This window comes from Streptomyces sp. TAA486 (genome assembly GCF_000426165.1).
In genome coordinates, this window is sequence record NZ_AUEV01000009.1 from 337,750 (window position 1) to 362,736 (window position 24,987).

Sequence of the window (24,987 nt, forward strand, 5' to 3'; positions counted from 1 at the left end):
CGAGTCAGTCCACCAGGCCCTCGGTGGCCTTCTGCATCCATGCAGCGGCCTTCTTCGGGGACTCGCCCTTCTGGGAGACGCGAGCGACGCCTTCGTCGATCTTGGCGGAGAACTCCTCCCACTTGGCGAGTGGCGGGACGGTCTTCGCCGTCTTGAGCTGCTTCTCGAAGGCGGCGAGCTGCTCGGGCGCGTTCTTCAGCTGCGGCTCGTCGAAGGCGGACTCGTTGGCGGGCAGGGACTTGGCCATCTCGTACCAGGCCGCCTGCTGCTTCGTTTCGGTGAGGTACTTCGTGAACTCCTTGGCGGCGGCCTTGTGCTCGCTGTCCTTGAAGGAGACGAGGCTCGCGCCGCCGACCCAGGAAGTGCTCGACTCGCCGGCGGGCAGCGGGGCGGTGGCGTACTTGCCCTTCAGCTGCGGCTGCTGGTCCTGGATGTTCTGCACGATCCAGGGGCCGGAGATGAACATCGGGGCGTCACCGGTGCCGAAGTCCTTGACCACGTCGTAGTCGGGCGGCGAGCTCTTCCTGGAGAGGCCCTGGTCGAAGTAGGCCGCGTACTCCTCGAGCGCCTTGACGGACTCGGGAGAGTCGAGGGCGGGCTTGCCGGAGCTGTCGAGCAGGTCGCCGCCGGCCGAGTAGAGGAAGGGGAGCCAGGTCTGCCAGGCGCCGACGTTGGCGGGCTGGTTGTACGTGCCCCACTTGGTCTTCGCCTTGTCCTTGTAGGCCTTGGCGAGGTCCATCTGCTCCTTCCAGGTGGCCGGAGGCTTGTCGACCCCGGCCTTGTCGGCCAGGTCCGTGCGGTAGTAGAGGGCGCGGGTGTCGACGTACCAGGGGACTCCGTAGGCCTTGCCGTCCTTCACGGCGCCGTTCCAGGCGGCGGGGAAGAAGTCGTCCTTCTTGAAGGTCTTCTCGTCCACCGGCTCCAGGGCGTCCAGCTCGATGAACTCGCCCATCATGGTGCTGCCCATCTGGGCCATGTCGGGAAGCTCCCCGGCGGCGACGGCGGAGACCAGCTTCTGGTGCACGACGTCCCAGCCGACCGGGGTCACCTTGACGGTGATGTTGGGATGCTTCTTGGTGAACTCCTTGCCGATCTTGGCAAGGTGCTTGCCCTCCTCACCCATGCCCCAGACGGTGAGGGTCTGCTTGTCCTTGGCTGATGTCTGCTCCTCGCCGCCGCTGCCGCAGGCGGAGAGCAGCAGCGCGAGGGCGGTCGTTGCCGCGGTGGCGGCGGCGATGCGTGGTATGGGCTGCATGGAGGGTCTCCTCCTCGTTCACGGAGCGGCGGTGGCGCCTTGACGTGGCCTGAAGTGACGGGCCGGACAACCGGGCACGGAAGCTTGGCTGTAAGCGCATACATACTCTGTGAGTGACGGTCCGGGCGTGCAAGGGCCGAGGAGATTACGACTGTGTAACGGAAGCGCGTCCGGCGGTGCCGTCAGTGGCCTACGGAGCGTTCCGGGGCGGGCATCCGCAGCTGGCCCGGCGGACCACCGAGACCGGCAGCACCTGCGACACCGGCTCCCGCGTGCGGTCCTCGAGCCTCGCGACCAGCAGCTCCACCGCTTCCTCGCCGATACGCCGCATCGGCTGCCGCACGGTCGTCAGCGCCGGCGTCACCAGACGTCCGAGCGGAATCCCGTCGAAGCCGACGACCGCCAGGTCCTCCGGAACGCGCACATCGCGCCGGCGCAGCTCCGAGAGCGCGCCGACCGCCATCTGGTCGTTGGCGAACGCCACGGCCTGCGGCAGCTCGCCCCCGCGGTCGAGGAGCTGTGCCACGGCGCGCTCGCCCTCCGCCTGTGTCAGGTCGGACCGTACGTCCGGGCCATCGGGGACCGGCAGGCCGGCCTCCAGGTGCGCCGCCTGAAAGCCACGGAAGCGGGCCTCGCCGTCGGGGGAGTCCTCCGTGCTGCCGGCGAAGGCCAGCCGGGTCAGTCCGTGATCGGCGATGAGGTGCCTGGTGAGGGCGAGTTCGCCGTCGAAGTTGGCCACTTCGACGTGGTCGAGGTGGTCCAGCGGCGCGTCCTCGCGCGGGCCCGCGAGCATCACCACGGGCAGCCGCCGCGAGATGACTTCGAGCTCCTCCGTCGGGACGGTACGGGCGAGCACCGCGAAGCCGTCCACGCGTCCCGCGACGTCGGCGACCAGGCTCGCGGGGCCCTCGGCGAGGGAGGCCGCGATGAGCAGGGCATAGCCGTGGCGGCGGGCTGCCCGCTCCATGCCGCGGATTATCTCGTCGGAATAGAGCATCAGCTCGGCGTCGTCGCCCAGGTCGGCGTCCGGGTCCTCGGCGTCCGGGTCGGCGTAGTCGGGGAAGCACAGGCCCAGCACGCGCGTGTTGCGGCTGGCCAGTCCCCGTGCGTTGCCGCTCGGTACGTAGCCGAGCTCGCGAGCGGCGGCCAGGACCTTCTCCCGCGTACCGGCGCGCACGGAATCGGGGGCCCGATAGACTCGCGAAACCGTCGCGATCGAGACGCCCGCTTGTCCGGCGACGTCATACACGGTGGGAGCATTCACGCGACCATGCTCTCCTGCCTGGCTCAGGCCGTGGGGGCCGCTGGATTGAAAGCGCATTCATCGTACGCCGCGTGCGGAAGCGGCGGCAAGAAGTCCCCTCCTGAGCTCCCGGGACACCCCAACTCACCCACGTCAGGGCTGATTTCGGCCACGGCCCACGGTCTGCCGACCCCCTCTGACCACGTGCGGGGCCGCGCCGGTGCCCGTACCAGGGGGCGTGAGTACCGGAAAGCGCGTACCTACTCCCGGTAACCCCAGCTCATGCGGTCCAGCTCAGGGGTGTGCGGACGGCCGGGGCTCCGGTCTTCACGCGGCCTCCCGGATCCAACGGCCGGGGTTCGGCGGAAAGTTGTCTGCGCGAAACCTTGCCGTGCAGGCCCGGTGTCCATAACCTGACTCGCCAGTAACTCTTCCGCACAGCAGGGTCTCCTTCTGTGCGATCCCCCCTCGCACCACGCACGGGCTTCACATCCCCCACGCAACGGTCACGACGCCAGTCATTTCACAAGGGGACACACCATGAAGGATGCGCACGGCAGAAAGCTGACGGGACGCACGAGCTGGCGGAGATTCGCCGTCCTGTGCGTGCCGGGCTTCGCCGCGACCGCCGCGCTCGCGATCGCACTGGCCAACGGGGCGCTCGCCGCGTCGTTCGCCGTTTCGGGACAGCAGTTCAAGGTGTCCGCGTCCAGCCTGGACGGAGACGGCTTCGCCCAGTACGGCAGCGTCGACCGCAACGCGCGGGGCAAGCTGATCCCCGTCGCGGTCACCGCCATCAAGACGGCGAAGATGAACGACCTGTGCCAGTCGGTCGTCACGGACCTGCCTGTCATAGGCAGCATCTCGCTGAACCTCACCGCAGGCACCGGCAGCAAGCCGGTCGAGGCCACCGACCTCTTCGTCGACGCCACGCAGCTCTCCGGCAACGCGTCCTTCAACAAGATCGAGATCGGGCGCGACGCCTCCACTCTCGACAAGGGACCGAAGGGCGGCCAGGGGCTGCAGGACCTGTTCGGACAGCAGGCCGACGACGTACGGATAACCAAGCTGGAGCAGACGGCTTGGGCCACCAACGCAGGCAAGTTCAGGCTCAACAACCTGAGCATGAAGGTGAACAAGGGCACCAAGGAATGCTTCTGATCTGGCGCAAGTGGCGCGGCTGGCGCCGTGGACGGCCCTTCTGGGGCGGCCTGCTCACCGTCGTCTCGGGTGTGGAGATCGGTGTGCTGCCGCTGGCACCGATGAAGGTGATGCTTCATGAGGGGACGGCCGGCTTCCCGTCGGTCGTCCTGGCGGCCATCATCGTCGTGCTGGGGCTGAGCGGCTGGTTCGCGCCCCAGTTCCGCGCGCTCGCGGGCATCATCACCGTCCTGCTCGCGGCCGCCGCCCTGGTGATGTCGAACCTGGGCGGGTTCATGATCGGCACGCTGCTGGGCGTCATCGGGGGCGCCCTGATGTTCGCGTGGCGGCCCGACCCGGCGGAACCGGCCGGGAAGCCGGCGAGCGGGGACGAGGGCGGCGCGGCGCACGCACCGGCAGCCGCCGAGACCGCGGTCCTTCGCTCGGAGGCGCCCGAGTCCCGTACGGCGACGGTCAGTTCGGGAGTCGCGACCTCAAGCGGCACCACGGGCACGACCGGTACCTCGGACACGTCCGGTACATCCGGCACGACAGGGACCTCCGACACGTCCGGCAAGGCCGGGACCTCGGGCCAGGCCGACTCCGCGAACTCGTCCCTCGCGGAGGCCTTCGGAGTCGACGACGACCCCTTCCCACCGCCCCGCGGCAGCTGACCGCGGACGCGAAGGGCGGGACTGAGCGCACGAGTGCCATCGCATCTCCCTGCACCACCCCCATGAATGCAGTGAAGGAGCCCATGATGAGCACGCGTCCTCTGCACACCGTGTCCTTACGGGTCGCGGTGACCGCCGCCACGGCCGCCGCCGCGCTCCTGCTCGCCGGCTCGGCGAACGCGAACGCCACCGTCACCGGTCTCTCGGGCGCACCCGCGAAGGCCGGTGACGCGGCGGCCGCCGGGTCGACCACCGTCACGCCCGCCGGTGACGAGTACGCCGCCGAACTCACCGGCGGCGCCTCGTTCACCGCGGGCTCGGTGACGGTGACCTGCACCGTCTCCGAGGCCTCGGGCAAGATCCCGGCCGCCCCGGACAACCACAACGACGCCGGGCCGGTCACGTCGGCCGTGAACGCGCCGACGTACGACTCCTGCACGGCGAGCCTGCCCGGCGTCGAGGCGTCCGTGACGACGAGCGGCGACTGGACCGTGTCCATGCAGCACGGGGACCCCAGCACCGCGGGACTCACCATGCCCACGGGCGGATTCGTGCTGAAGACGAGCGGCCTGGCCGAATGCACCGTGACCGCCGCACCGGACGGCGCGGCCACCGCCACCGGCAGCTGGGCCAACGGCTCACCGTCGACGCTCACCTTCGACGCGGCCGAGGTCCCCGTGAAGGTCGAGGGCGGCTTCGGCTGCCCGACCAGCGCCACCACTTCCGAGTTCAGCGCCGTCTACGAGATCACCGATACGACGGACACCGGCGCGGACGTGGCCGTGAACTCCTGACCACGCCGCAGCGGCCCGGTCCCTCCCCCTGACCCCCGCTTCACCGGGGAGCCGCAGGGGTGGCCCCCCAAGCCGGTGCCGCCGCGTGGACAACGGCCGTCCGTTCTCCGGCCCTCCTTCGCTCCCGTGCCCGGGGCGACGGGGGGCCGGAGGGTTTCCGGGGCTGAATGGCACGACGGAACGCGCTGGATCTCGAGGACCGAGCGGGACGGAAGGCGACTGAACGAGCCGGACGGAAGGGCAGTTGCAGCGTGAGCAAGGGGGAGCCGGCTACCGGTCCTCTTCGTCTTCGCCCTGCTCGTCGTCCAAGTCCTCGTCCTCGTCGGCGTATTCGTCACCGGCCTCGTCGCCCTCTCCGTACTCCTCTTCCTTTCCCTCTCCCTGCTCTTCCTCGTCCTCGGCGAGCACGTCCTCGTGGCTGCGCACGACTTCGCCCTCGCGGATCTCACCGCGCCAGCCCTCCGGCACCTCCTGGACGCCCAGCGTCACGTAGCGCTGGAAGTGCTTCAGGTCCAGACGGAGTCTGCGGCCCTGCGCCCGCCACAGGTTTCCCGTCTTCTCCAGGAATCCGCCGGGGGTGTATTCGATGACGACCACGACCCGCGTGAGGCTGGGCGCGAGTTCGTGGAAGGAGACGGCGCCATGCGTCTTCGTCTCGCCCTTCGTCTCCCAGACGATGCGTTCGTCGGGCACCTGCTCCAGCACTGTGGCCTGCCAACTCCGCTTGGACGGCCCGACCTTGAGCGTCCAGTCGGACACCTCTTCGTCCTCGTCCGAGCGCGAGGCCTCGACCACGCCCTTCATGAAGCCGCTGAACTCCTCGAACTCGGTCCAGTGGTCGTACACGCGCCGCAACGGCAGTCCCACGTCGAGCACTTCGACGATGTTCGTGACCTTCTTCTCCCCGGCCTTGCCACCACCCGAGAAGAGTTCCTGGACCTTCCCGACGGTCTTGTCCTTCACCGTCTTGGCCATCTGGCCGCCGACCGCCTTGGCCGGTGTCTCGCCCTTGAGCATCTTGCCGACCGGCTCCGCGAGTTTGCCTCCGTCCCCTCCCGAGACGGCCTTCTCCGCGAACTCGCCGGTCTTCTTGCCGGCAGTGCTGACGAGGTTGTTGGCCTTCGCCATCACATACTTGGAGAGTTCCTCGCGCACCCTGTCGAGGCCCCCGCCCGAGTCCCCGTTGCTGCCCTTCTTGGCTGTTTCCGGCATGGGCTTCTACCTCCGGCGACGGGTCGACTCGGCAGGCGGCTTCCGGGCGGTCTTCCTGGCTGCCTTCCTCGGGGGCGCCGTCTTCGCTGCCTTCTTCGCGGGGGCCGAGGACGCCTCGGCGTCGCGGCGCGGCCTGCGGGGCCTGGCGCGATTCTCCGCCGGTTTCGCGGCGCTGCGCTCCGCACCTTCTTCGCCCTGCCCCTTCTCGCCCTCCTCTTCGTCCTCTTCCTCTTCGCTCGCGGCTTCCAGGATCTGGCTCATCGACTTGGTCCGGTCGGCGAGCGCATCGGCGAGGCGGCCGAGTCGCTGGTCGGCCATTGCCTTGAGCGCTTCCCGTCCGACACTCAGCACCTCACCGCGCACCTGCTCGACGAGTTGCGACAGCTCCGGTGATTCGCTGAGCCTCCCGGCGCCCGCCGCGAGAAGTTCCCGTGGTTTGGTCTGGAGTCTTCTGCTCGCCAAGTACGCGGCGAGGGTCATCGCGAGCTTCGCCTTGCGGCCACGTCCCAGGACGTAACCGAGGGCGACGCTCGCGGCCAGGGCAGCTTTCGTGCTCTCACTCATGCGCACCCATCCCGTCGTGCCCTGCGCCGTGGTACGTGGTCGTACGTGCGCTCCGGGCCGGTGACCTGCGGCAAACGTCCTGCCTCCATAAAGGCACAGAAGCCGTGTGGGCGCTCGGCCGGTTCACCTGTGCGGGTGCAGGTGCGGGCGCAGCGGGAGGAGGGGGCAGGGAGCACTGACACGTGCCACGTGCAGACGTGAGGGGTTCCCGTCAGCGTGCTGACGGGAACCCCTCATCCGGCCTTGGTCGAGCCGACCGAGCTACGGCCTGCGGGACATCACCCGGAAGGTGATCAGAAATCCGAGGAGCGACCAGATCGCGAGTGCTCCGAACGGGAGGAGCGAGACGCCCTCGGGCGGCGTGCTCAGCGTGTCGCGGACACTCTCGGCCATGTACTGGAACGGAAGCACGTTGTGCAGAGATGCAAACCAGTCCGGAAGCCGGGAAGCCGGGAAGGTGATCGGCGAGAACATCAGCGCCACGAACACGACCAGCTGCGACATCATGCGGGCCGCAGGCGGTGCCATTCCGTAGCCGATGCCGTAGCCGATACCGATGGCGGCGAATGCGGTAAGGAGAATTGCCGGAATGACGAGGGGGCTGATCCGAAGGGTCAGATCGAATCGCAGAGCGGCAACCACCAGCGCCGCGAACATTCCGGGCAACGCGGTGATCAGAGCGACGGTGGCGTCCGAGGCGAGAAGCGCGCTGCGAGGGACGGGAAGCGACCGGTTGAAGTCGAAAATCCCCTCCTGCTTCGCGGACGCGGCTTCCTGCGGCCCGATCACCATTCCGACCGTGATGAGCCCCAGTACCGGGGCACCGGTAGCCAGATAGAGCGCCGTCGCATCATTCATCTCGGGAACGAGGTATGCGAATCCGACGATGATGCCCACCGCCAGGCAGGTCTGGACGACGAGGTTCAAGGGCAGGGTCGCGCGGCTGCGCAACCCGGTCCAGGAAAGAAGCAAACCGTAACTACGCAGCCAGTGGTTCACCCTGCTCCCCCTTCACCTTGTCGTCGCCCTCGCCGCCGGCGAGTTCCAGATACACGTCCTCCAGGCCGACCGGGAGAAGCGCGAACTCGTCGATGGTCTGCGACTCACGCAGCTGCTGTGCCCAGGCGAGCGCATCGGAGGCCGCGTCGGAGTCGAGCGGAACCACCAGTCGCCGGGCGCTGCGCACCGCGGGGCCCGCGGTGGGGATGTGGTCGGGGACGGGCGGGAGGGTGTCCACGCTCTCCGCCGTCAGCTCCAGCCTGAGCTCGCCGACCGCACGGGAGCGCAGCTGGGGCGCCGTGCCCTCCGCGATCACCTTGCCGGAGTCCAGCACCACGATGCGGTCCACGCTGCGCTCTGCCTCGACCACGTTGTGAGTGACGAGGAGAACCGCACAGCCCTTGTTGGCGAGTTCGCGGATCTGCTCCCACAGCAGCCTGCGGCGCACGGGGTCGACGTCGTTGGTGGGTTCGTCCAGCATGACCACCCGCCCGGGTGCGGCCGCGGCCATACCGAACCCCGTAAGCCTCCGGACACCTCCGGAGAGCCGTTCCCCCATGGTGTCGGCCCACTCGCCGAGGTCCAGCGCGTCGATCAGTTCGCTGGTACGGGCGATGGCGTCGCGCTTGTTCAGACCGCGGATGCGCGCCATCGACCGGATGGCCTGGCGGGGAGTCACACCGGACAGAGGCGCATGGGCCTGGGGCATGACGGCGACCATTCGGCGAACCTTGGCGGGGTCGGCGACCGGGTCGCATCCGTCGACGCGAATCGTTCCGGACGTCGGTACGACGAGTCCGGCGACCTGGTTGACGAGGGTGGTCTTGCCGGCGCCGTTGTGGCCCAGCAGGCCGACCACCTCTCCTGCCTCGACACGTAAGTCAATGCCGTCATTTGCGTTGCTCGTGCCACGCTTGTAGCACTTCACAAGATCTTCGATGAGTAGCAAATTTCCGCCCGTTTGAATTGGGATTCGGTTTGGGGATGTTCTGTGCCCTGACTGTGAGGGTTCAGTGCGCCGACAGTTTTCCGAGCGCCCGGACGTATGTCAATATGGACTCCGGACAACGGATCTTTGCTCGTCAAACTGCATATAGAACATCAGATCGCCGACAACCACCGAGTAATTCGTGCAAGTTGTGGGACTGTGGTGCTGTGTGTCCGTGGAGTCCGAATTGTTGATGTTTTCCTGGTGAAACTATCGACGTGAGCAGGGCCGAAGCTGTGCTGCCGGGGCACGCAGTGGCCTTGCCACCGCGCCCCCGGGAGCCGGCTTCGGTGCCATCGGTCAACGCTTCACCTGGAGCAGCTTGTTGGGCGTGGCGCTGTTCGGCACACCGGTGAGTACTCCGACAGCGGCCGCACGGTCGAGCGCCTTGCCCACCTCACCGGGGGTCGCCCTCGGGTGCTGACCGAGATGGAGCGCGGCCGCACCGGAGACATGCGCTCCCGAGGCCGTGGTGCCGGAAATGGTCTGAGTTCCTCCGCCGGGCGAGTCGGACGTGATGTCCACGCCGGGGGCGTACATGTCCATGCCCTGACCGTGATTGCTGAACGAGGCGACCTTGTCGCCGCAGTCCGAGGAGCCCACGGTGATGCCCTCTGCCACCCGCGCCGGGGAGGAGTCGGCGACGTCGGCCGAGTCGGCCCCCGCCTCCAGTGAGTAAGTGACCCCGGAGGCAATGGAGTTGCGCACCGCATCGTCGAGCACGTCACTTGCGGGGACGCCGATGACGACATTCGCCACCGAGGGTCCCGAGGCGTGCTCGGTGATCCAGTCGATGCCGTCGAGCACACCGGCGATCGTCCCGCCGCCCTCCGCGTCGAGCACCTTCACCGAGATCATCGTGGCCTTCTTGGCAACCCCGTACTCGGTGCCGCCGACGATCCCGGCCATGGCGGTGCCGTTGCCGTTCTCGTCCTTGCCGTCCCCGCCGAAGGCGTCGAAGCCGGGCTCGGCGCGCGGCCGGAGGTCCGGGTGGTCGTAGTCGATGCCGGTGTCGAGCATGTAGACGTCCACGCCGGCACCCGCGCGGGCCGGGTAGCTGTAGGAGTCGTCGAGCGGAAGCGACGGCTGGTCGATCCGGTCCAGCCCGCAGGACGGCGGATCCGGCTGCGTCTTCTTGCGCGACGTGACGCGCTCCACCTTGGTGTTCTGCTCCACCAGCCGTACGGACGGATCGGCCGCTATCCGCTTCGCCTGCTCCTCCCCGGCCCGGACCAGCACCCCCTTCACCGCGCTGTCGTATCTCTCCAGCACCCGCACGCCGTACTCACCGGCGACGTCCGGCTGCTTCCCCTTCTCGAACATCACCAGGTAACTGCCGTCAACCGCCTTGGCGCTCCCGGCATTTGCGACCGTCCCGAGGTCCTCCGCGTGTCCGGGGGTGGCCGTCACGGCAATGGTCAGAACAGCACCCACGGCCAGAGCGGTGACGGCGTTCTTACGGCGAACAACTGACTGAACGGCTCGCATGGTCTCTCCCGCAGTGAAATGTCTGAGTGTCGGTTACACGGCAGGCGCGACGGACTGCCATGGCAGTACTGGTGGAGCAAGCGCCGGCCCGGTTCGGCGGAAGGTCCGGGCGTGAAGACACAGCCGGTCCCGCCCGGGCACCGGCTCGGTCTTCGCCGGTGCCGCCTGGCGCGGTCACCTCATTCGGGCCGCCCCTGACGGGAAGGAGGCCGTTGAGCTGCGGCGAGCGGACGACACCGCGTCCACGACGGCCGAGGTCCGGCCGAACTCCCCGCGGACCCGGCCTCGTTCAGGACTGTCCGGTGCGTGCGCAGCCACGCACCGGTTCCGGTCCACGCCGAGGAACGAGGACGTGTCATGGCCGCGGATACGCAGAACGGTTCCGGCAGGCGCCGCCGGAGGCGGCCGCCCGTCGCACCACGCGCCGCGAGCGTGACAACGCCCCGCTCATCCGTCCCGTCGGGCGGGGCAGCCCGCGAACGGCATGCGAACGATGGAAGCAACGGCTCGACAGGCGAACCCAGTTCGCCGGGAACAGACCGCTGTGCCAGTCCATCACGCATGACACGGCATCATGTCTCCTCGATCTGACGCTACGTGAGACAAACCCGAAATCGGTCTGAGGACGTGGCAATTGTCATCACTTTGCCGCGGGCCTCGGGAAGCGCGGAACACGGCACCGGACGTCGCGGCTCGTGCCGATGTCCGGCATTCACCCAGCTCAGGAGGCTTTGACCCCGAGAGAATCACAACTGCCTTCCGGCATGGCGCTCACCTAAGGTGAGCACATGGTCCGAGAAGAGTTACCTTCAGCGCTCGGTGTGCTCGGCATGCGAGAACTGTCCGGTGCGCACAGGAACGGGGGAGCGCCGGCATGGCCCTCTTGCTTCTGAACGACGTCCTGCTCCTCTGCGTACTCGTCGCCGTGCACTGGTACTTGTGGAGACGCCTCGTGAAGGACGTCTCCCGCCAGGGCGGGCCATGGCGACGTGCCGGCACGGTGCTGGTGTTCCTGGTCGTGGCGATCAGCGTCGGCATATTGACCGCCGGACCCGACCTCGCGCTCTTCCGGTCCCTGCGCGTCTTCGCCTGGGCGGACCTGTGGGCGGCCATGCTGGGGTATCTCACACTCGCCCTGCTCCTGGGCGAGGTCGCCCGGCCGCTGCTGCGCCGGTGGTTCGCCCGCCGAGCTGCCCGAGCACCGGAAGGGCTCCGCGAGGACCCGGGTCGGGCACGCGAGGACCCGGCGGATGAGGTCCTGGCCGCTGCCGAAGGCGGGTCCGGGAGTGAGGCCACCCGGCAGAGCGGGAAGGGCAGCGGCGCAGACCGGGCCACCTCTCCCGGACCCGAGGGTGAAGGCGCCGGAAACGACGCCCCCGGCGACGACGGGACGAGGGGGGACGGCCCTCCTCGTCGGCTCTTCGTCGCCCGGACGGTCGCAGTCGGCGCCACCGTCCTTGCGGCGGCGCTGACTTATGATGAGGCCATGGCCTCAGAGTTACCGTCACAGAGCCCGGGGGACGGGGGGATCGAGGTCTCTCTGCCCTTCACGGGGCGGTGGCGCGTTGAGAACAGCCCTGCCCGGCGGGTCCCGAGTCACGGAACCGACATGTTCGGCGGGCGCTACGCCATCGACTTCGTCGGTGTGGACGAGCGTCACCGGACGGCAGGCAGCCGTAGCTGGCGGACCTTCCTCGCCACCGAGCCGCCTGAGCTCTACTTCGCGTTCGGTCAGCCGGTTCTGGCTCCCAGGAGCGGCACCGTCGTCGCCGTGCACGACGGGGAGATCGATCACGAAGGGCGCCGGTCGCAACTGGCGTTGGTGCCTTACGCGTTGGGCCAGGCCGGGCGGTTGCGTCAGGGCGTGGGCGCCGTCGCGGGCAACCATGTGATCATCTCGATGCCGGAGAGCCTTACCTTCCTCGCTCTGGCGCACTTCCAGGCCGGCTCCATCCGCGTGTCCGTCGGCGAGAAGGTCGTGGAAGGCCAGCACATCGGCAACTGCGGCAACTCCGGCAACTCGACGCAGCCCCACGTGCACATGCAGGCCATGGACAGCTCCGACCTGTCCGTCGCCCGAGGCGTGCCGATGCTGTTCCGGCGCTTCCGTGAATGGCCCTCGAGCCCGGACCACTTCCGGGTCAGGGAGCGGGCGATGCCGGGCGAGCGCGCCGTGGTGGAGGCGCTGCCCGTCTCATCGACGTCACCCGGTCACTCACGCTGAGGGGACAACCAGGAACGAGACCTGCGTGCCCGAGGCTCCTCCTGCCGTGCCGTACTGATCGAGGGGACCTCAGGGCCGGTTCGGGGCGGCGCGCGGCCCGGCCGACCGGGCGGCGCGGTCAGAAGTACGGCCATACTTTGGCCATGTCCCGAGCCCCCACGGCGCCTCGCCGCCTCCCCTGGTTATCGCGCGCCTCCGGCGTGTGGCACTCGAACCTCCCGGTCTCCTCCGCCCGTGACCTCGCGTACGGCGAGCGTGGTCAGGCGTCCGTCGCCCGCGAACGCACGGCGCACGACTGGCTCCCGACGCCGGCCGTCTCCTCCGTGCCTCCGGACGCGGCCGGTGTCCCCGGAATGCGAAGACTGAGCGGCGCCCACAGGGACGGGGGAGGACCGGCATGGCCCTCTTGCTCCTGAACATCGTCGCGATCCCCTTGCTGGTGACCGTTCACTGGTACCTGTGGAGACGCCTGGTCAAGGACGTCTCCCGCGAGGGCGGACCGTGGCGGCGCACCGGCACCGTTCTGGTGTGGCTGTTCTCGGGCACCGCCGTCGGCACGCTGATCGCCGGCCCCGCCGGTGCGCCCTTCGGGATCCTGCGCGTGATCGCCTGGCCGGGTTACCTCTGGCTGGCCCTGCTGATCTACCTCAGCTTCGCCCTGCTCGCGGGGGAGTTGGTGCGTCCGCTCCTTCTCCGGTGGCTCGCCCGCCGTGCTGCCGGCTCGCCCGGCCGTTTCGGCGAAGAAGCCCCGGCCGTCGAGGACTTGGACGACGACACCCTGGCGGGCGAGGCCTCGCGGGGGAGCGGCCCGGAACGCGAACCGGCGGGCGGAGTCCTGGCAGTTGCCGCGGCCGAACCCGGGCCGGGGCCCGGGGGCGAGGCACTCGCGAGCGGCCGGAAGGGCTGCGCCCGTCGCCGGCAACTGACCGCTTCCGACGCCGAGTTCGGCGCTTCCGGAGACGCTTCCGGAGACGCTTCCGGAGACGCTTCCGGAGACGACGGCCCGGGTGGCGAAGCCATCGGGAAGGAGGGAGGCGACGGTCCCTCCCGGAGACTCTTCGTCGCCCGCACCATCGCGGTCGGCGCCACCGCTGTCGCCACGGCAACGGTCGCCGCCGGCGCCGTCAGCCTCCTCAACGGCCCCACCACCAGGCGCGTCACCGTCACGCTTCCCAAGCTGCCGCGCAGCGCCCATGGTTACCGCATCGCCGTGGTCAGCGATGTGCACCTCGGGGCGGTCCTGGGGCGCGGTCACTCCCGGAGGATCGTCGAGGCGATCAACGCGACCCAGCCGGATCTGGTGACCATCGTGGGGGACGTCGTCGACGGCACCGTCGAGGACCTCGCCCCGGCAGTCGAACCGTTGACCCGGCTCCGTTCCCGGCAGGGCACCTATTTCGTGACCGGCAACCACGAGTACTTCGGCGACGCCCGCTCCTGGATCGACCACTTCCGCAGCATCGGCATCCACCCGCTGGAGAACGAGCACCGGGAGATGCCCGGTTTCGACCTCGCGGGAGTCAATGACCTCGGAGGGGAACCCATCGGCGAGGGGCCCGACTTCGAGGCCGCGCTGGGCGACCGCGACCCCTCCCGTGCGTCCGTGCTGATGGCCCACCAGCCGGTGCAGATCCACGACGCCGTGCAGCACGGCGTGGGCCTGCAGCTCTCCGGCCACACCCACGGCGGACAGCTCTGGCCGGGCCCGTACCTGGCCAGGCTGGACAATCCCACAGTGGCGGGCCTGGACCGCTACGGCGACACCCAGCTCTATGTGACCCGCGGCGCGGGCTCCTTCGGCCCGCCGATCCGCGTGGGTGCCGAGTCCGACATCACGGTCGTCACCCTCGCCTCGCCCCTCGCCTGACGGGCCGGGCCGGCACGAAGCCGAGCTTCCGCATCGCTGCCGGCCCGGCCCGAGGGCTGTCCACCGCGAGACCGCGCCGGTCGTCAGGGCCGCGTGCACACCCGCGTCCATCAGGCGCTTCACCTCTCGGCCCGCTCAACTGGCGGACCGACATGGCGGGTTGAACACCCACTGTCATGATTTTTGCCACTCGAAGATGCGATTGACTCCCGGCGCAGCCGCGCGCTAGAACGCTCGCTCTCGATGCAGCACGCGCCGGTCCGCGCACGGACCCGCCTTCAGCTGCCGCAATCAACGACCGGACAGGGGAACAACCCATGCCCTTTTGCCTCTTACCCGACGGTGCATCGGCGGGCACTCGCCCGCGGCCGGCGACGTGGCAGGTGCAGCCGTGAGACAGCGACTGCGATTGATGGCCGTGCACGCCCACCCCGACGACGAGTCGAGCAAGGGCGCCGCCACCATGGCGAAGTACGTGTCCACGGGTGTGGACGTGCTGGTCGCGACCTGTACCGGCGGTGAACGCGGCTCGGTACTCAATCCCAAACTGCAGGGCGACGCCTGGCTCGAGGCGAACATCCACGAGGTGCGCCGCGAGGAGATGGACCGGGCCTGCGCGATCCTCGGCGTGAAGCAGGCGTGGCTGGGCTTCGTCGACTCCGGCTTCCCCGAGGGCGACCCGCTGCCGCCGCTGCCTGAGGGGTGCTTCGCGCTCCAGGACGTCGCGACGGCCGCCGAGCCCCTGGTGAAGCTGGTCCGCGAGTTCCGCCCGCACGTGATGACGACGTACGACGAGGCCGGCGGCTACCCGCACCCCGATCACGTCATGACCCACAAGATCTCGATGGCGGCATTCGAAGCCGCGGGCGACTCCGGCAAGTACATGGAGGCCGGCGCCGCCTGGCAGCCGCAGAAGATCTACTACAACCAGACCCTCAACCCGCAGCGCACCCGCGCCCTGTACGGCGCGCTGCTCGAACGCGGCCTGCACACGCTCGGCGCCGAATGGCTACGGGCGATGGCGCCGTTCGAGGACCGGGTGCGGGAGCTGACGACGTTCGTGACCTGCGACGACTTCTTCGCGGTCCGCGACGAGGCGTTGACCGCCCACGCCACGCAGATCGACCCGGACGGGGGCTGGTTCTCCGTCCCGCTGGAGATCCACAAGGAGGTCTGGCCGACGGAGGAGTACGAGCTCGTGAAGTCGCTCGTCGGCACCTGCCTCCCCGAGGACGACCTCTTCTCGGGCCTGAGGCCGCCGTTCCCGACCCGGCCGGTGGAGGGCCGCGCGTCGATCAGCACGGTGGAAGTGGCCTGACCGGCCCAGCAGTTGGCCCTCCGATGGTGCGGTCGGCGGTGTCCCGTCCTCCCGCCCGGAACGAGCGGACAGCTCACTCGCGCCAGTCGACGGAAGCCTCCGGAGCACCGGCGAGGGCGGCCGTGACGGGCGCGGGTGAGTACCGCGGAGAGACCCTCGGGACTTCCCGCCCAGCTGACTCGGCATGACATACATGATCATGTCAGACATGACTTATGTCATCGAATCGCTGTGCGTTCCGTGGAAAGCGTGATGTCAGACGCCGGAGGGCCCGGGGAGTCGATCCCAGCCGTTGACGGAGGAGGCTGCACGCGTATAAACATTCGGAACGTGTGAACAGGTTGTGAACGGGCACGGCCCCGAAGCCCTCACACAAGCGAGGTGTGTCACCTGTGAGTTCCACAGGGACTTTTCTCATTCGGGGGACTGAAAATGGAGAGACGGGCCAGGCTCAAACCCGGGCACTCTCGCCATACGTGCGCTTCGGGTGCCGTACACGCAGCCGGCATCAAAGCGTTTCTGGTTCACGGGCGAGCGGCGATACCGGTCCGGAAGCCGAGTGAATCCGTCAGCTCCAGAAGATCGACTGCGACGCTGAGAACCGGGATATCCGGCCTGGCTCGGACGCGTCGCGGGCATGCATCAGCATTACCCGGGACGAGCTCCGAGATTCGCTTAGAGAGCCTGAGCGAAGGCGGTGAGGTGCGGGAGTTATCAACGCCCCGCCTCTTGGTCGCCGAGGCGGTCCTCCCGGAGGCGGAGATCCGCAGAACCCTTCCGGTGTCCCCCAGGCCGGCGGCGCCGGTGCACCGTTCGGCATCGCGAGCAAGCTCAACATCACAAGCACATTCGGCGTCGACGACTTCGACGCGATCACGACGGCAGCAGCTTCACCACTGTCAGGGCGACAGATGCCGGCAGCAGCCACCCGCTGACCCGGCGCCGGGCCCCAGAGACCAGCTCCGGCGGCTTCCTCCCCATCGAGGGCGTGGCAGCGCCCGTCTCCGGGAGGGCATCGAGCCCCCGGGTTCCAGGAGCGCACATCTGACACGCGGACCCTGGGCCACCGCTCCACCTCGGCAGTCACGTGACCGGCCCCGCGCCGGAGCAATTCGGACTCCCTCGGACCACTGACGAGGTATTTACCGGGTCCTCTCCGGGCTCGATGTGATCGGCTACGTCAATGCGCACCGGTCAGAACACGGCCGACAGCAACCGTCATGGGAAACACCATTCAAGCCCTGCTCCGCGAGCGGCGTTTCCCATGGGCAGAACCGGCAGCGCACATCATCCTTCATGATTCCAGAGGACTGCAGCCTTGAGTACTTTCCATGACTCAACGGAAGACGCCGTTGCCTTCTCGGGCGATGGACGGGTCGATGTTTCCTACCCGATGGCACCGGCTCAGCAAGGCATCCTTTTCCAGTCCCGCCATGGTGAAAGGACCGGGCTCTACCACGCGCAGGTCGTGCTCGAGATTGCGCACGATCTCGACGTGGAGGCATTTCGCCGGAGCTGGGCGCACGTCATGAAGAGGCATGCCGTGCTGAGGACGAGTTTCCGTGAGCAGCCCGGTGATGAACCTGTGCAGACCGTTCGGGAAAGCGTGGATTTCCCTTTCGGTCACGAGGACTTGCGGGCCCTGGACGAAGAGGGGCGGTCCGAGGCGCTCGAGGCGATCGTGCAGCGGGATCGCTCCCAGGCGTTCTCCCTGGACGAGGCGCCGCTGTGGCGTCTCCACGTCTCCCGGCTGGCCGAGACGAAATATCACGTTCTCTGGAGTTTTCACTACATTCTTCTCGATGCGAGCAGTCAGGCGATCGTTCTTCGCGACGTCGAAGAGATCTACGAGTGTCTGACTTCTCAGCGGCCCGTCGACGACCGGCCGGTGACGCCGTTTCAGGAATACGTCGAATGGCTTCGGGGTCAGAACGCCGGTCAGTCCGAGGGATTCTGGCGCGACGAGCTGGAGTCCGTCGCGTCCGTCAGTCCGCTGCCCTGCGAACTCAAGCCTTCCGCCGACGAGGACGCGACCGCGGACCCGTCGCCCGCCGCGTACGCCCAGGTCTCACTCGTCCTGGAGGAGCAGGAGACCGCGGCCCTGCGCGCCGCGGGTGAGCAGCAGAGCCTGACGATCCCCACCCTCGTCCGGGGAGCCTGGGCGTTTCTGCTGAGCCGCTACAAGGGCGCCGACGACGTGGTCATGGGTGTCACCACTCCCGGCCGATCGGCCGAACTGCCCGGCATCGAGGGCACGGTGGGGCTACTCATCAACACCCTTCCCATGCGCGTCGGCGTGCCGGCCTCGACGGGCTGGGCGGAATGGATGCGCGGCCTGCAGGCTCAGTACGCGCGGATCCAGGAACACGAGCACAGCCCGCTGCTGATGGTTCAGCAGTGGAGCGGGATCGGTTCCGGGGAGGCGCTCTTCGACAGCGTGCTGACGGTCGACGACCACGAAGCAGAACCCGGGACCGGGTCACTCCGGATGGTCAGGACCTGGGAGGAGAGCCACGCCGCCTATCCCCTGAGCGTCGTGGTGACACCCGGGGAACGGCTCACGCTCACGATGCACTACGACACGGAGCGCTTCGCGGCGGAGTCGGTCGAGCGGATGGCCGGGCACCTGCGCCAGGTCGTCACGGATCTCGTGCGGAAGCCGGAGGCCCGCCTGGGGGAGCTGGCCCTCCTCACCCCCGCGGAGTTCACTCAGCTCGTCCATGAGTGGAACGACACGGACGCTCCGTACTCGCAGGAATTCTGCATGCACGAGCTCTTCGAGCGGCAGGCCGCGGAGACGCCCGAGGCCCTGGCTCTGCTCTTCCGTGACGAGCGCTGGACGTACCGCGAGGTCAACGAGCTGGCCAACCAGGTCGCGCACCGTCTGAAGCAGCTCGGACTCGGCCGCGGGGACCAGATCGCGATCCTGATGGAGCGCTCCGCGGAGATGATTCCCGCGCTGCTCGGAATCCTGAAGGCGGGGGGCACCTACGTCCCCCTGGACGTCAATGCCCCCGTCAAGCGCTGGCACTGGATCATCGACTCGCTGAAGATCACCTGTGTCCTGACGCAGCACACCCTCATGCCGCGCGTCCAGACTGCCGATCCGCTGCCACACCTAGCCCACGTCCTGTGCTTGGACCCGGCGGGCGACGACGAGCCGGCCTATGAGACTCCCTATGCCGTCCACTCGTCGGCCGAGCTGGCGAGCATGCCGCAGGAGAATCTCCCCCCGCAGGGCACCCCGCAGGACATCGCCTACATCATCTTCACCTCCGGCTCGACCGGAACCCCGAAGGGCGTCACGGTCGCGCACTTCCCCGCGGTGAACCTGATCGAGTGGGTCAACAACACCTTCTCCGTGGGACCTGACGACCGCGTCCTGTTCGTCACCGCGCTGACCTTCGACCTGTCCGTCTACGACATCTTCGGCGTCCTTGCCGCCGGCGGTTCGCTCCGGGTCGCCACGAGCGAGGACATCCAGGAGCCGGCGAACCTGCTGGCCTACATCGCGGACGAACCCATCACGTTCTGGGACTCCGCGCCTGCCGCCCTGATGCAGCTGGTGCCCTTCCTGCCGACGAACAGCGAGGGCGCCCACGAGATCGTCTCCGGGTCGCTTCGGCTGATCTTCATGAGCGGTGACTGGATCCCGGTGCACTCGCCGGACGTGATGAAGGCGGCGTTCCCGAACGTCCAGGTCGTCGGCCTCGGCGGTGCCACGGAAGCGACGGTCTGGTCGAACTTCTTCCCCGTCGGCGAGGTCGACCCCGCCTGGTCGAGCATTCCGTACGGAAAGCCGATCCAGAACGCGAGTTACTACGTCCTCGACGAGAGTCTGCGCCCGTGCCCGATCGACGTACCGGGCGACCTCTACATCGGCGGCATCTGCCTCAGCTCCTGCTATGCGAACGAGCCGGAGCTGACGGCGAGCAAGTACATACCGTCGCCCTTCAGCGCCACGCCCGGCGAACGCATCTACAGAACGGGCGACATGGCGCGGTGGCGGGCCGACGGGAACCTGGAGTTCCTCGGGCGCACCGACTCGCAGGTCAAGATCCGCGGTTACCGCATCGAACTCGGCGAGATCGACAGCGTGTTGAGCGAGCATCCAGTCGTCCAGGACGCGGCGACGATCGTCCGTGAGGACAGGACGGGCGACAGGTCGCTGGTGTCGTACGTCGTGCCGCACCCGCAGCTGGCCCACTCGGCGGTCCAGGATCACGGGGACCCGCTGGCAGGCAAGCGCATCGACCGCTGGCGCGAGGTGTACGACGCCTTCGACCCGAACGCGGCGCAGGCGTCCGAGGACGGTCACGACTTCTCCGGCTGGAACAGCAGTTACACCGGCATGCCGATCCCGCTCGACGAGATGCGGGCCTGGCAGGAGGACACGGTCTCCCTGGTCCGCGGCTACGACCCCCGCGCCGTCCTGGAGATCGGCTGCGGCACCGGCCTGCTGCTCTTCCCGCTCGCTCCCGGATGCCGTCGGTACTACGGAACGGACTTCTCCTCGTCGGTACTCGAGTCGGTCCGGGGCCGCCTCGACTCGCAACCGGGGCTGCGGGACGCGGTGGTCCTGCACCAGAGGGAGGCCGACGGCATCGGCGACCTCGAACTGGAGCCGGTCGACACGGTCGTCATCAACTCGGTGATCCAGTACTTCCCCGACATCGACTACCTGGTCCGGGTCCTCGAAGGAGCGGTGTCCCGCGTCGCGTACGGCGGACGGGTCATCGTCGGCGACGTCCGCAGCCTTCCGCTCCTCGATGCCTTCCACGCGAGCGTCGAGGCGGACCGCGCCCCCGATTCGATGACGCGTGAGCAGCTCTGGCAGCGCGTCCAGCACCGTGTGCAGCAGGAAGAAGAGCTCACCCTCGACCCGCAGTTCTTCCGGGATTGGGCTGCCGCAACCGGCGTTGTCTCCCGGGTCGAGATACGGCCCAAGCGCGGCCGCCACCTCAACGAGATGTCGATGTTCCGCTACCAGGTTGTGCTGCACGTCGGCGACCCCGCGGACACCGCCGGCCGTGCGGAACCGGGCACCCCTGAGCTCGACTGGAACGCCGAAAGCCTCACCCTCCAGGCACTGCGCGCGAGGCTGGAAGCCGGCGGATCCGACAGGCTGCGGGTGCGCAACGTCCCCAACTCCCGCGTGGAGGAGGCAGCACGGACTCTCCGCTGGCTCAAGGGAGGTTCCGGGCTGGAGACGGTGGAGGCCTGGCGCGCACAGGACCGGCCGGCAGCGGGCCTCGACCCCGAGGACGTGCGGGAACTCGCCGAACAGACCGGTTTCCTGGCTGTGCTCGACTGGAGCCGCCACGGTGCGGACGGCACCTACTCCGTTCTGCTGACCCGCGCGGGCGCCGAACACGGCGCTGACGACGAGGAGTTCGTCACGCCGGCCGAGCCCGGCAGCGGGGAGCAGGGCTGGTCGAACTACGCCAACCAGCCGCTGAAGGCGGAGATCCAGCACCTTCTGATGCCCCAGCTCCACGCCCACCTGGCCGAGCGGCTTCCCGCCTACATGGTGCCGTCCGACCTCATCGCGCTCGACGCCCTGCCCGTCACCTCCAGCGGCAAGCTCGACCGGCGTGCGCTACTGCTGCCGCAGGACGCTTCGTCCACGGGGTCGGCGGCTCGCGTACCGGCCCGCAACACCACCGAGGCGCTGCTCGTCTCGGTGTGGGAACAGACCCTCGGCCGCTCACCCATCGGCGTATTCGACAACTTCTTCGAGCTCGGCGGGCACTCGCTTCTCGCCGTGCAGCTGGTGGCTCGCGTCCGGCAGGTCTTCTCGCTCGAGGTTCCCGTCCGCCTCTTCTTCGACCTCCCTACCATCGCCGAGGTCGCACGCGAACTGCAGCGGCGGCAGGAGGAGCTGCAGCCGCTGGAGCAGCGTCCGCTGAGCCCCTCACCGCGCGGCGTGCCGCTCCCCGCCACCTTCGACCAGCAGCGGCTCTTCTTCATCGACCGGCTCAGCCCTGGAACCACCTCGTACACCGTCAACTGGCTCATCCCGCTGCCGGGGTCCATCGAGGCGACGGTGCTGCGGGACGGGCTGCACGAGATGATCCGGCGCCACGAACCGCTGCGGACAACCTTCCGCGAAGAGGACGGTCAGGTCTGGCAGATCATCGCGGACGAGTGGGACGTCGCCCTGCCCACGACCGATCTCTCGGGGCTCTCCGAGGAGGAGTCCGAGCAGCGGGCACAGGAGGAGATCCGCAGGTGGTGGGACCAGCCCTACGACCTGGCCACGGGCCCTTTGCTGCGCGCCCAGCTACTCAGACTCTCCGATACGGAACAGGTGCTGGCGCTCAGCGCCCACCACACCGTCTTCGACGGCTACTCCATCGGCGTCTTCGGCCAGGAGTTCCTCCAGATCTGCCGGGCCCTGGACGAGGGCGAGCCCTCACCGCTGCAGGACCTGGAGGTCCAGTACGCCGACTACGCGGTATGGCAGCAGAGTTGGCTGGAGGAGGACAGGCTCGCCTTCCATCTCGACCACTGGAAGGAGCAGCTCGCCGGCGCTCCTGAACTGCTCACGCTGCCCACCGATTTCCCGCGGCCCGACGAGCAGAGCTACAAGGGCGACTTCCTGAGGCGGCAGCTGTCCGCCCAGATGACCGAACGCGTCGGCCAGTTGAGCCGTGAGCACCAGGTGACGAACTACATCACCATGCTCAGCAGCTTCGCGGTCTTCCTCTCCCGGTACAGCGGCCAGGACGACGTCGTCATCGGCGTACCGATCGCGGACCGCAACCGTGTCGAGCTGGAGTCCATGGTCGGGTTCCTGGTGAACACGGTCGCCGTGCGTGTGGACCTGCGGGGCGAACCCAGCTTCGAGGACGTGCTGCTGCAGGTGCGCAGGCAGCTCTTCGACGCCCAGAGCCACCAGCAGGTCCCCTTCGAGCGGCTGGTCGAGGCGCTGAGGCCGGCTCGCAGCCTCGGTTACAACCCGGTCTTCCAGGTGATGTTCGCCGACGAGAGCCTTCCGCTCCTGGAGCACGAATCCGCTCTGGTTCAGGCGAAGCCCTGGATGCACCGTCTCATCGAAGAGGGAATGAGCGTCGGCGTCGCCCGCTTCGACCTCACCCTCATGATCCAGGCCGCCCCCGAAGGGATGCGCTTCGGATTCGAGTACAGCACCGACCTGTTCGGTGGGCAGACGGTCGCGCGCATGGCTGACCACTTCGAGGTGCTCCTGGAGTCCGCGTTGACGGAGCCGGGGCGGCCGCTCCGGCACCTGCCGATGGTCGACGAGTCCGAGCGCAGGCAGATCATTGAGCGAGGCCACGGGGCCCGCAACGAGGAAGCACTCGAACCGGCGGCCCTGCACGAGCTGTTCGAGCGCACGGTCACCCGGTGCCCCGGCGATGTGGCCGTGGCGTCCGGTGAACGCCGGTTGAGCTACGCGGAGTTGGACGCACTCTCGAACCGCCTTGCGCATCTGCTGCGGGACCGCGGCGTCGGGCGCGAGAGCCTGGTGGGTCTGTGCGTGCCGCGCTCTCCGGAGATGGTCGTCGCGCTGCTCGCGACCCTGAAGGCCGGCGGGGCCTATGTCCCGCTGGACCCCGAGTATCCGAGCGAGCGCCTGGCGTTCATGGCCGAGGACGCCGGACTCGAAGTGGTGCTGGCCGAACGGTCGGTGCTCGGTGTGCTTCCCGAGTCCGACGCGGTGACGCTGGCGGTCGAGGACTTCTGGCCCGACCTTGAGAACTGGCCCGATACGCCGCCCGCGTCAGGTGTGACCACCCACGACCTGGCGTACGTGATGTACACGTCCGGTTCGACGGGCCGTCCCAAGGGTGTCGCCGTCACTCACGCCGACGTGTCCGCGCTGGCCCTGGACAGCCGCTTTGCGCGGGGACACGAGTGCGTGCTGCTGCATTCTCCGCAGGCGTTCGACGCGTCGACGTACGAACTGTGGGCGCCGTTGCTGACCGGCGGCCGGGTCGTGGTGGCACCCGCGGGAACGGTGACGCCGGGCCTGCTGCGGGAGGTCGTGCCCGCACACGGGATCACGGCGATGTGGCTGACCGCGGCGCTGTTCCACCTGTTCGCGCAGGAGGACCCGGGCTGCCTCGCCGACTTGGGCGAGGTGTGGACCGGCGGGGACGCGGTGCAGGCGGACGCCGTGCGGCGCGTGCGCGCTGCCTGCCCGGAACTGGTCGTGGTCGACGGCTACGGGCCGACCGAGACGACGACGTTCGCCACCAGCCACCGGATGGAGCCGGATGCGGAGGTGCCGGCGGTGGTGCCGATCGGCCGGCCCCTGGACAACATGCAGGTGCACGTGCTGGACGGGTCCATGCAGCCAGTCCCCCCAGGTGTCGCCGGAGAGCTGTACATCGGTGGGGCGGGGTTGGCGCGTGGCTATCTGGGCCGTCCGGATCTGACGGCCGAGGCGTTCATCGCCAATCCGTTCGGGGATGACGGGGGCAGCCGTCTCTACAGGACGGGCGACCTCGCACGTCTCCTGCCCGACGGCAACATCGAAGTACTCGGGCGGGTCGACGACCAGGTCAAGATCCGTGGTTTCCGGGTCGAGTTGGGTGAGATCGAAGCCGCCCTGGCACAGCACCCCGAGGTCGCGGATGTGGCGGTCCTGCTTCATGCCGACGGCGCTTCGAAGCGGCTTGTGGCGTTCGTGGTGTGCCGTGAGCCGGTCGAGGCCGAGGCGTTGCAGTCGTTCCTGGGCGAACGGCTTCCCGGCTACATGGTCCCCGGCGTCTTCGTCCCGCTCGAGTCGTTGCCCTTGAGTCCCAACGGCAAGGTGGACCGTAGGGCGTTGGCGGCGTTGTCGTGGGAGGAGCATGCTGCCGCGGGGCGGGAGTATGTGGCGCCGCGGACCGCGGTGGAAGAGCAGTTGGCAGAGATCTGGCAGGCGGTGCTGGGCACGAGTCAGCCGGTCAGTGTCCACGATGATTTCTTTTCGCTGGGCGGGGACTCGATTCTGAGTCTTCAGGTGATCTTCCGCGCGAAGCAGCGTGGTCTGTATTTCACGGTGAAGCAGCTTTTCCAGTATCAGACGATTGCTGAGCTTGCTCCTGTGGTGGAGCAGCAGGACGCGCCGACGGTGCGGGCGGAGCAGGGTCTGGTGACGGGGCCGGTGGAGCTGACGCCGATTCAGCGCTGGTTCTTCTCACAGGATTTCGCGCAGCCGCATCACTTCAACCAGTCGGTGCTGGTCGAGGTGGATTCGGGGCTGTCGTCGC

The 24,987-nt window shown here is 68.5% G+C and carries 14 protein-coding genes; 7 read left to right on the plus strand and 7 right to left on the minus strand.

Annotation, left to right across the window (positions count from 1 at the left end):
- Positions 1–4: 4 nt before the first annotated feature.
- A complete protein-coding gene (locus I004_RS0115980) occupies positions 5–1,255 on the minus strand; it encodes a sugar ABC transporter substrate-binding protein (protein ID WP_028436325.1) in 1,251 nt (416 codons plus the stop codon).
- A gap of 190 nt (positions 1,256–1,445) precedes the next feature.
- A complete protein-coding gene (locus I004_RS0115985; RefSeq protein WP_028436326.1) occupies positions 1,446–2,519 on the minus strand; it encodes a LacI family DNA-binding transcriptional regulator in 1,074 nt (357 codons plus the stop codon).
- Positions 2,520–3,038: 519 nt separating this feature from the next.
- Between I004_RS0115985 and I004_RS0115990 the strand changes: the two genes are divergently transcribed.
- The 3 genes from I004_RS0115990 (at position 3,039) to I004_RS0116000 (ending at position 5,106) form a co-directional block, all read left to right on the plus strand.
- Positions 3,039–3,659, plus strand: coding sequence for a DUF6230 family protein (locus tag I004_RS0115990; protein WP_028436327.1), 621 nt, complete (start codon positions 3,039–3,041; stop codon positions 3,657–3,659).
- The gene (locus tag I004_RS39870) at positions 3,650–4,312 is read left to right on the plus strand and encodes a DUF6114 domain-containing protein (RefSeq protein ID WP_199779400.1); all 663 of its coding nucleotides are present in this window, start codon (positions 3,650–3,652) and stop codon (positions 4,310–4,312) included. The genes I004_RS0115990 and I004_RS39870 overlap by 10 nt, the downstream gene beginning before the upstream one ends.
- 86 nt (positions 4,313–4,398) lie before the next feature.
- The gene (locus I004_RS0116000) at positions 4,399–5,106 is read left to right on the plus strand and encodes a hypothetical protein (RefSeq protein WP_028436328.1); all 708 of its coding nucleotides are present in this window, start codon (positions 4,399–4,401) and stop codon (positions 5,104–5,106) included.
- Between the two features lie 270 nt (positions 5,107–5,376).
- On the opposite strand, the gene I004_RS0116005 is transcribed toward I004_RS0116000, so the two are convergent.
- The 5 genes from I004_RS0116005 to I004_RS34235 form a co-directional block, all read right to left on the minus strand.
- Positions 5,377–6,318 (minus strand): SRPBCC family protein, encoded by a 942-nt coding sequence (locus I004_RS0116005; RefSeq protein ID WP_028436329.1) that lies wholly within the window; start codon positions 6,316–6,318, stop codon positions 5,377–5,379.
- 6 nt (positions 6,319–6,324) lie between these two features.
- Positions 6,325–6,882, minus strand: coding sequence for a hypothetical protein (locus I004_RS34230; RefSeq protein WP_051345071.1), 558 nt, complete (start codon positions 6,880–6,882; stop codon positions 6,325–6,327).
- A gap of 261 nt (positions 6,883–7,143) precedes the next feature.
- Positions 7,144–7,881: an ABC transporter permease gene (locus tag I004_RS0116015; protein ID WP_028436330.1), complete on the minus strand. Its 738-nt coding sequence runs from the start codon at positions 7,879–7,881 to the stop codon at positions 7,144–7,146.
- Positions 7,862–8,809, minus strand: a complete 948-nt coding sequence (locus I004_RS0116020) for an ABC transporter ATP-binding protein (protein WP_486580021.1) — start codon at positions 8,807–8,809, stop codon at positions 7,862–7,864. Before I004_RS0116020 ends, I004_RS0116015 begins: the two co-directional genes overlap by 20 nt.
- A 360-nt stretch (positions 8,810–9,169) precedes the next feature.
- Positions 9,170–10,357 carry a S8 family serine peptidase gene (locus I004_RS34235; protein ID WP_037976347.1) on the minus strand — a complete coding sequence of 396 codons (1,188 nt, stop codon included), beginning with the start codon at positions 10,355–10,357 and terminating at the stop codon, positions 9,170–9,172.
- 874 nt (positions 10,358–11,231) lie between these two features.
- On the opposite strand from I004_RS34235, the gene I004_RS40340 reads away from it, so the two are divergent.
- The 4 genes from I004_RS40340 to I004_RS34250 form a co-directional block, all read left to right on the plus strand.
- A complete protein-coding gene (locus I004_RS40340; protein ID WP_486580016.1) occupies positions 11,232–12,581 on the plus strand; it encodes a M23 family metallopeptidase in 1,350 nt (449 codons plus the stop codon).
- Between the two features lie 397 nt (positions 12,582–12,978).
- A complete protein-coding gene (locus I004_RS0116035; protein WP_028436332.1) occupies positions 12,979–14,448 on the plus strand; it encodes a metallophosphoesterase in 1,470 nt (489 codons plus the stop codon).
- Positions 14,449–14,860: 412 nt separating this feature from the next.
- Positions 14,861–15,766, plus strand: a complete 906-nt coding sequence (gene mca, locus I004_RS34245) for a mycothiol conjugate amidase Mca (RefSeq protein WP_078511269.1) — start codon at positions 14,861–14,863, stop codon at positions 15,764–15,766.
- A gap of 1,393 nt (positions 15,767–17,159) precedes the next feature.
- Positions 17,160–24,987, plus strand: a 7,828-nt coding sequence (locus I004_RS34250) for an amino acid adenylation domain-containing protein (protein WP_486580022.1), incomplete at its 3' end; no start/stop codon positions are given.

What these genes read in the sequence shown, in the direction of transcription:
- I004_RS0115980 (WP_028436325.1), bottom strand. Translation starts at nt 1,255, where the DNA reads ATGCAGCCCATACCACGCATCGCCGCCGCCACCGCGGCAACGACCGCC.
- I004_RS0115990 (WP_028436327.1), top strand. Translation starts at nt 3,039, where the DNA reads ATGAAGGATGCGCACGGCAGAAAGCTGACGGGACGCACGAGCTGGCGG.
- I004_RS39870 (WP_199779400.1), top strand. Translation starts at nt 3,650, where the DNA reads ATGCTTCTGATCTGGCGCAAGTGGCGCGGCTGGCGCCGTGGACGGCCC.
- I004_RS0116000 (WP_028436328.1), top strand. Translation starts at nt 4,399, where the DNA reads ATGAGCACGCGTCCTCTGCACACCGTGTCCTTACGGGTCGCGGTGACC.
- I004_RS0116005 (WP_028436329.1), bottom strand. Translation starts at nt 6,318, where the DNA reads ATGCCGGAAACAGCCAAGAAGGGCAGCAACGGGGACTCGGGCGGGGGC.
- I004_RS34230 (WP_051345071.1), bottom strand. Translation starts at nt 6,882, where the DNA reads ATGAGTGAGAGCACGAAAGCTGCCCTGGCCGCGAGCGTCGCCCTCGGT.
- I004_RS34235 (WP_037976347.1), bottom strand. Translation starts at nt 10,357, where the DNA reads ATGCGAGCCGTTCAGTCAGTTGTTCGCCGTAAGAACGCCGTCACCGCT.
- I004_RS40340 (WP_486580016.1), top strand. Translation starts at nt 11,232, where the DNA reads ATGGCCCTCTTGCTTCTGAACGACGTCCTGCTCCTCTGCGTACTCGTC.
- I004_RS0116035 (WP_028436332.1), top strand. Translation starts at nt 12,979, where the DNA reads ATGGCCCTCTTGCTCCTGAACATCGTCGCGATCCCCTTGCTGGTGACC.
- mca (WP_078511269.1), top strand. Translation starts at nt 14,861, where the DNA reads ATGGCCGTGCACGCCCACCCCGACGACGAGTCGAGCAAGGGCGCCGCC.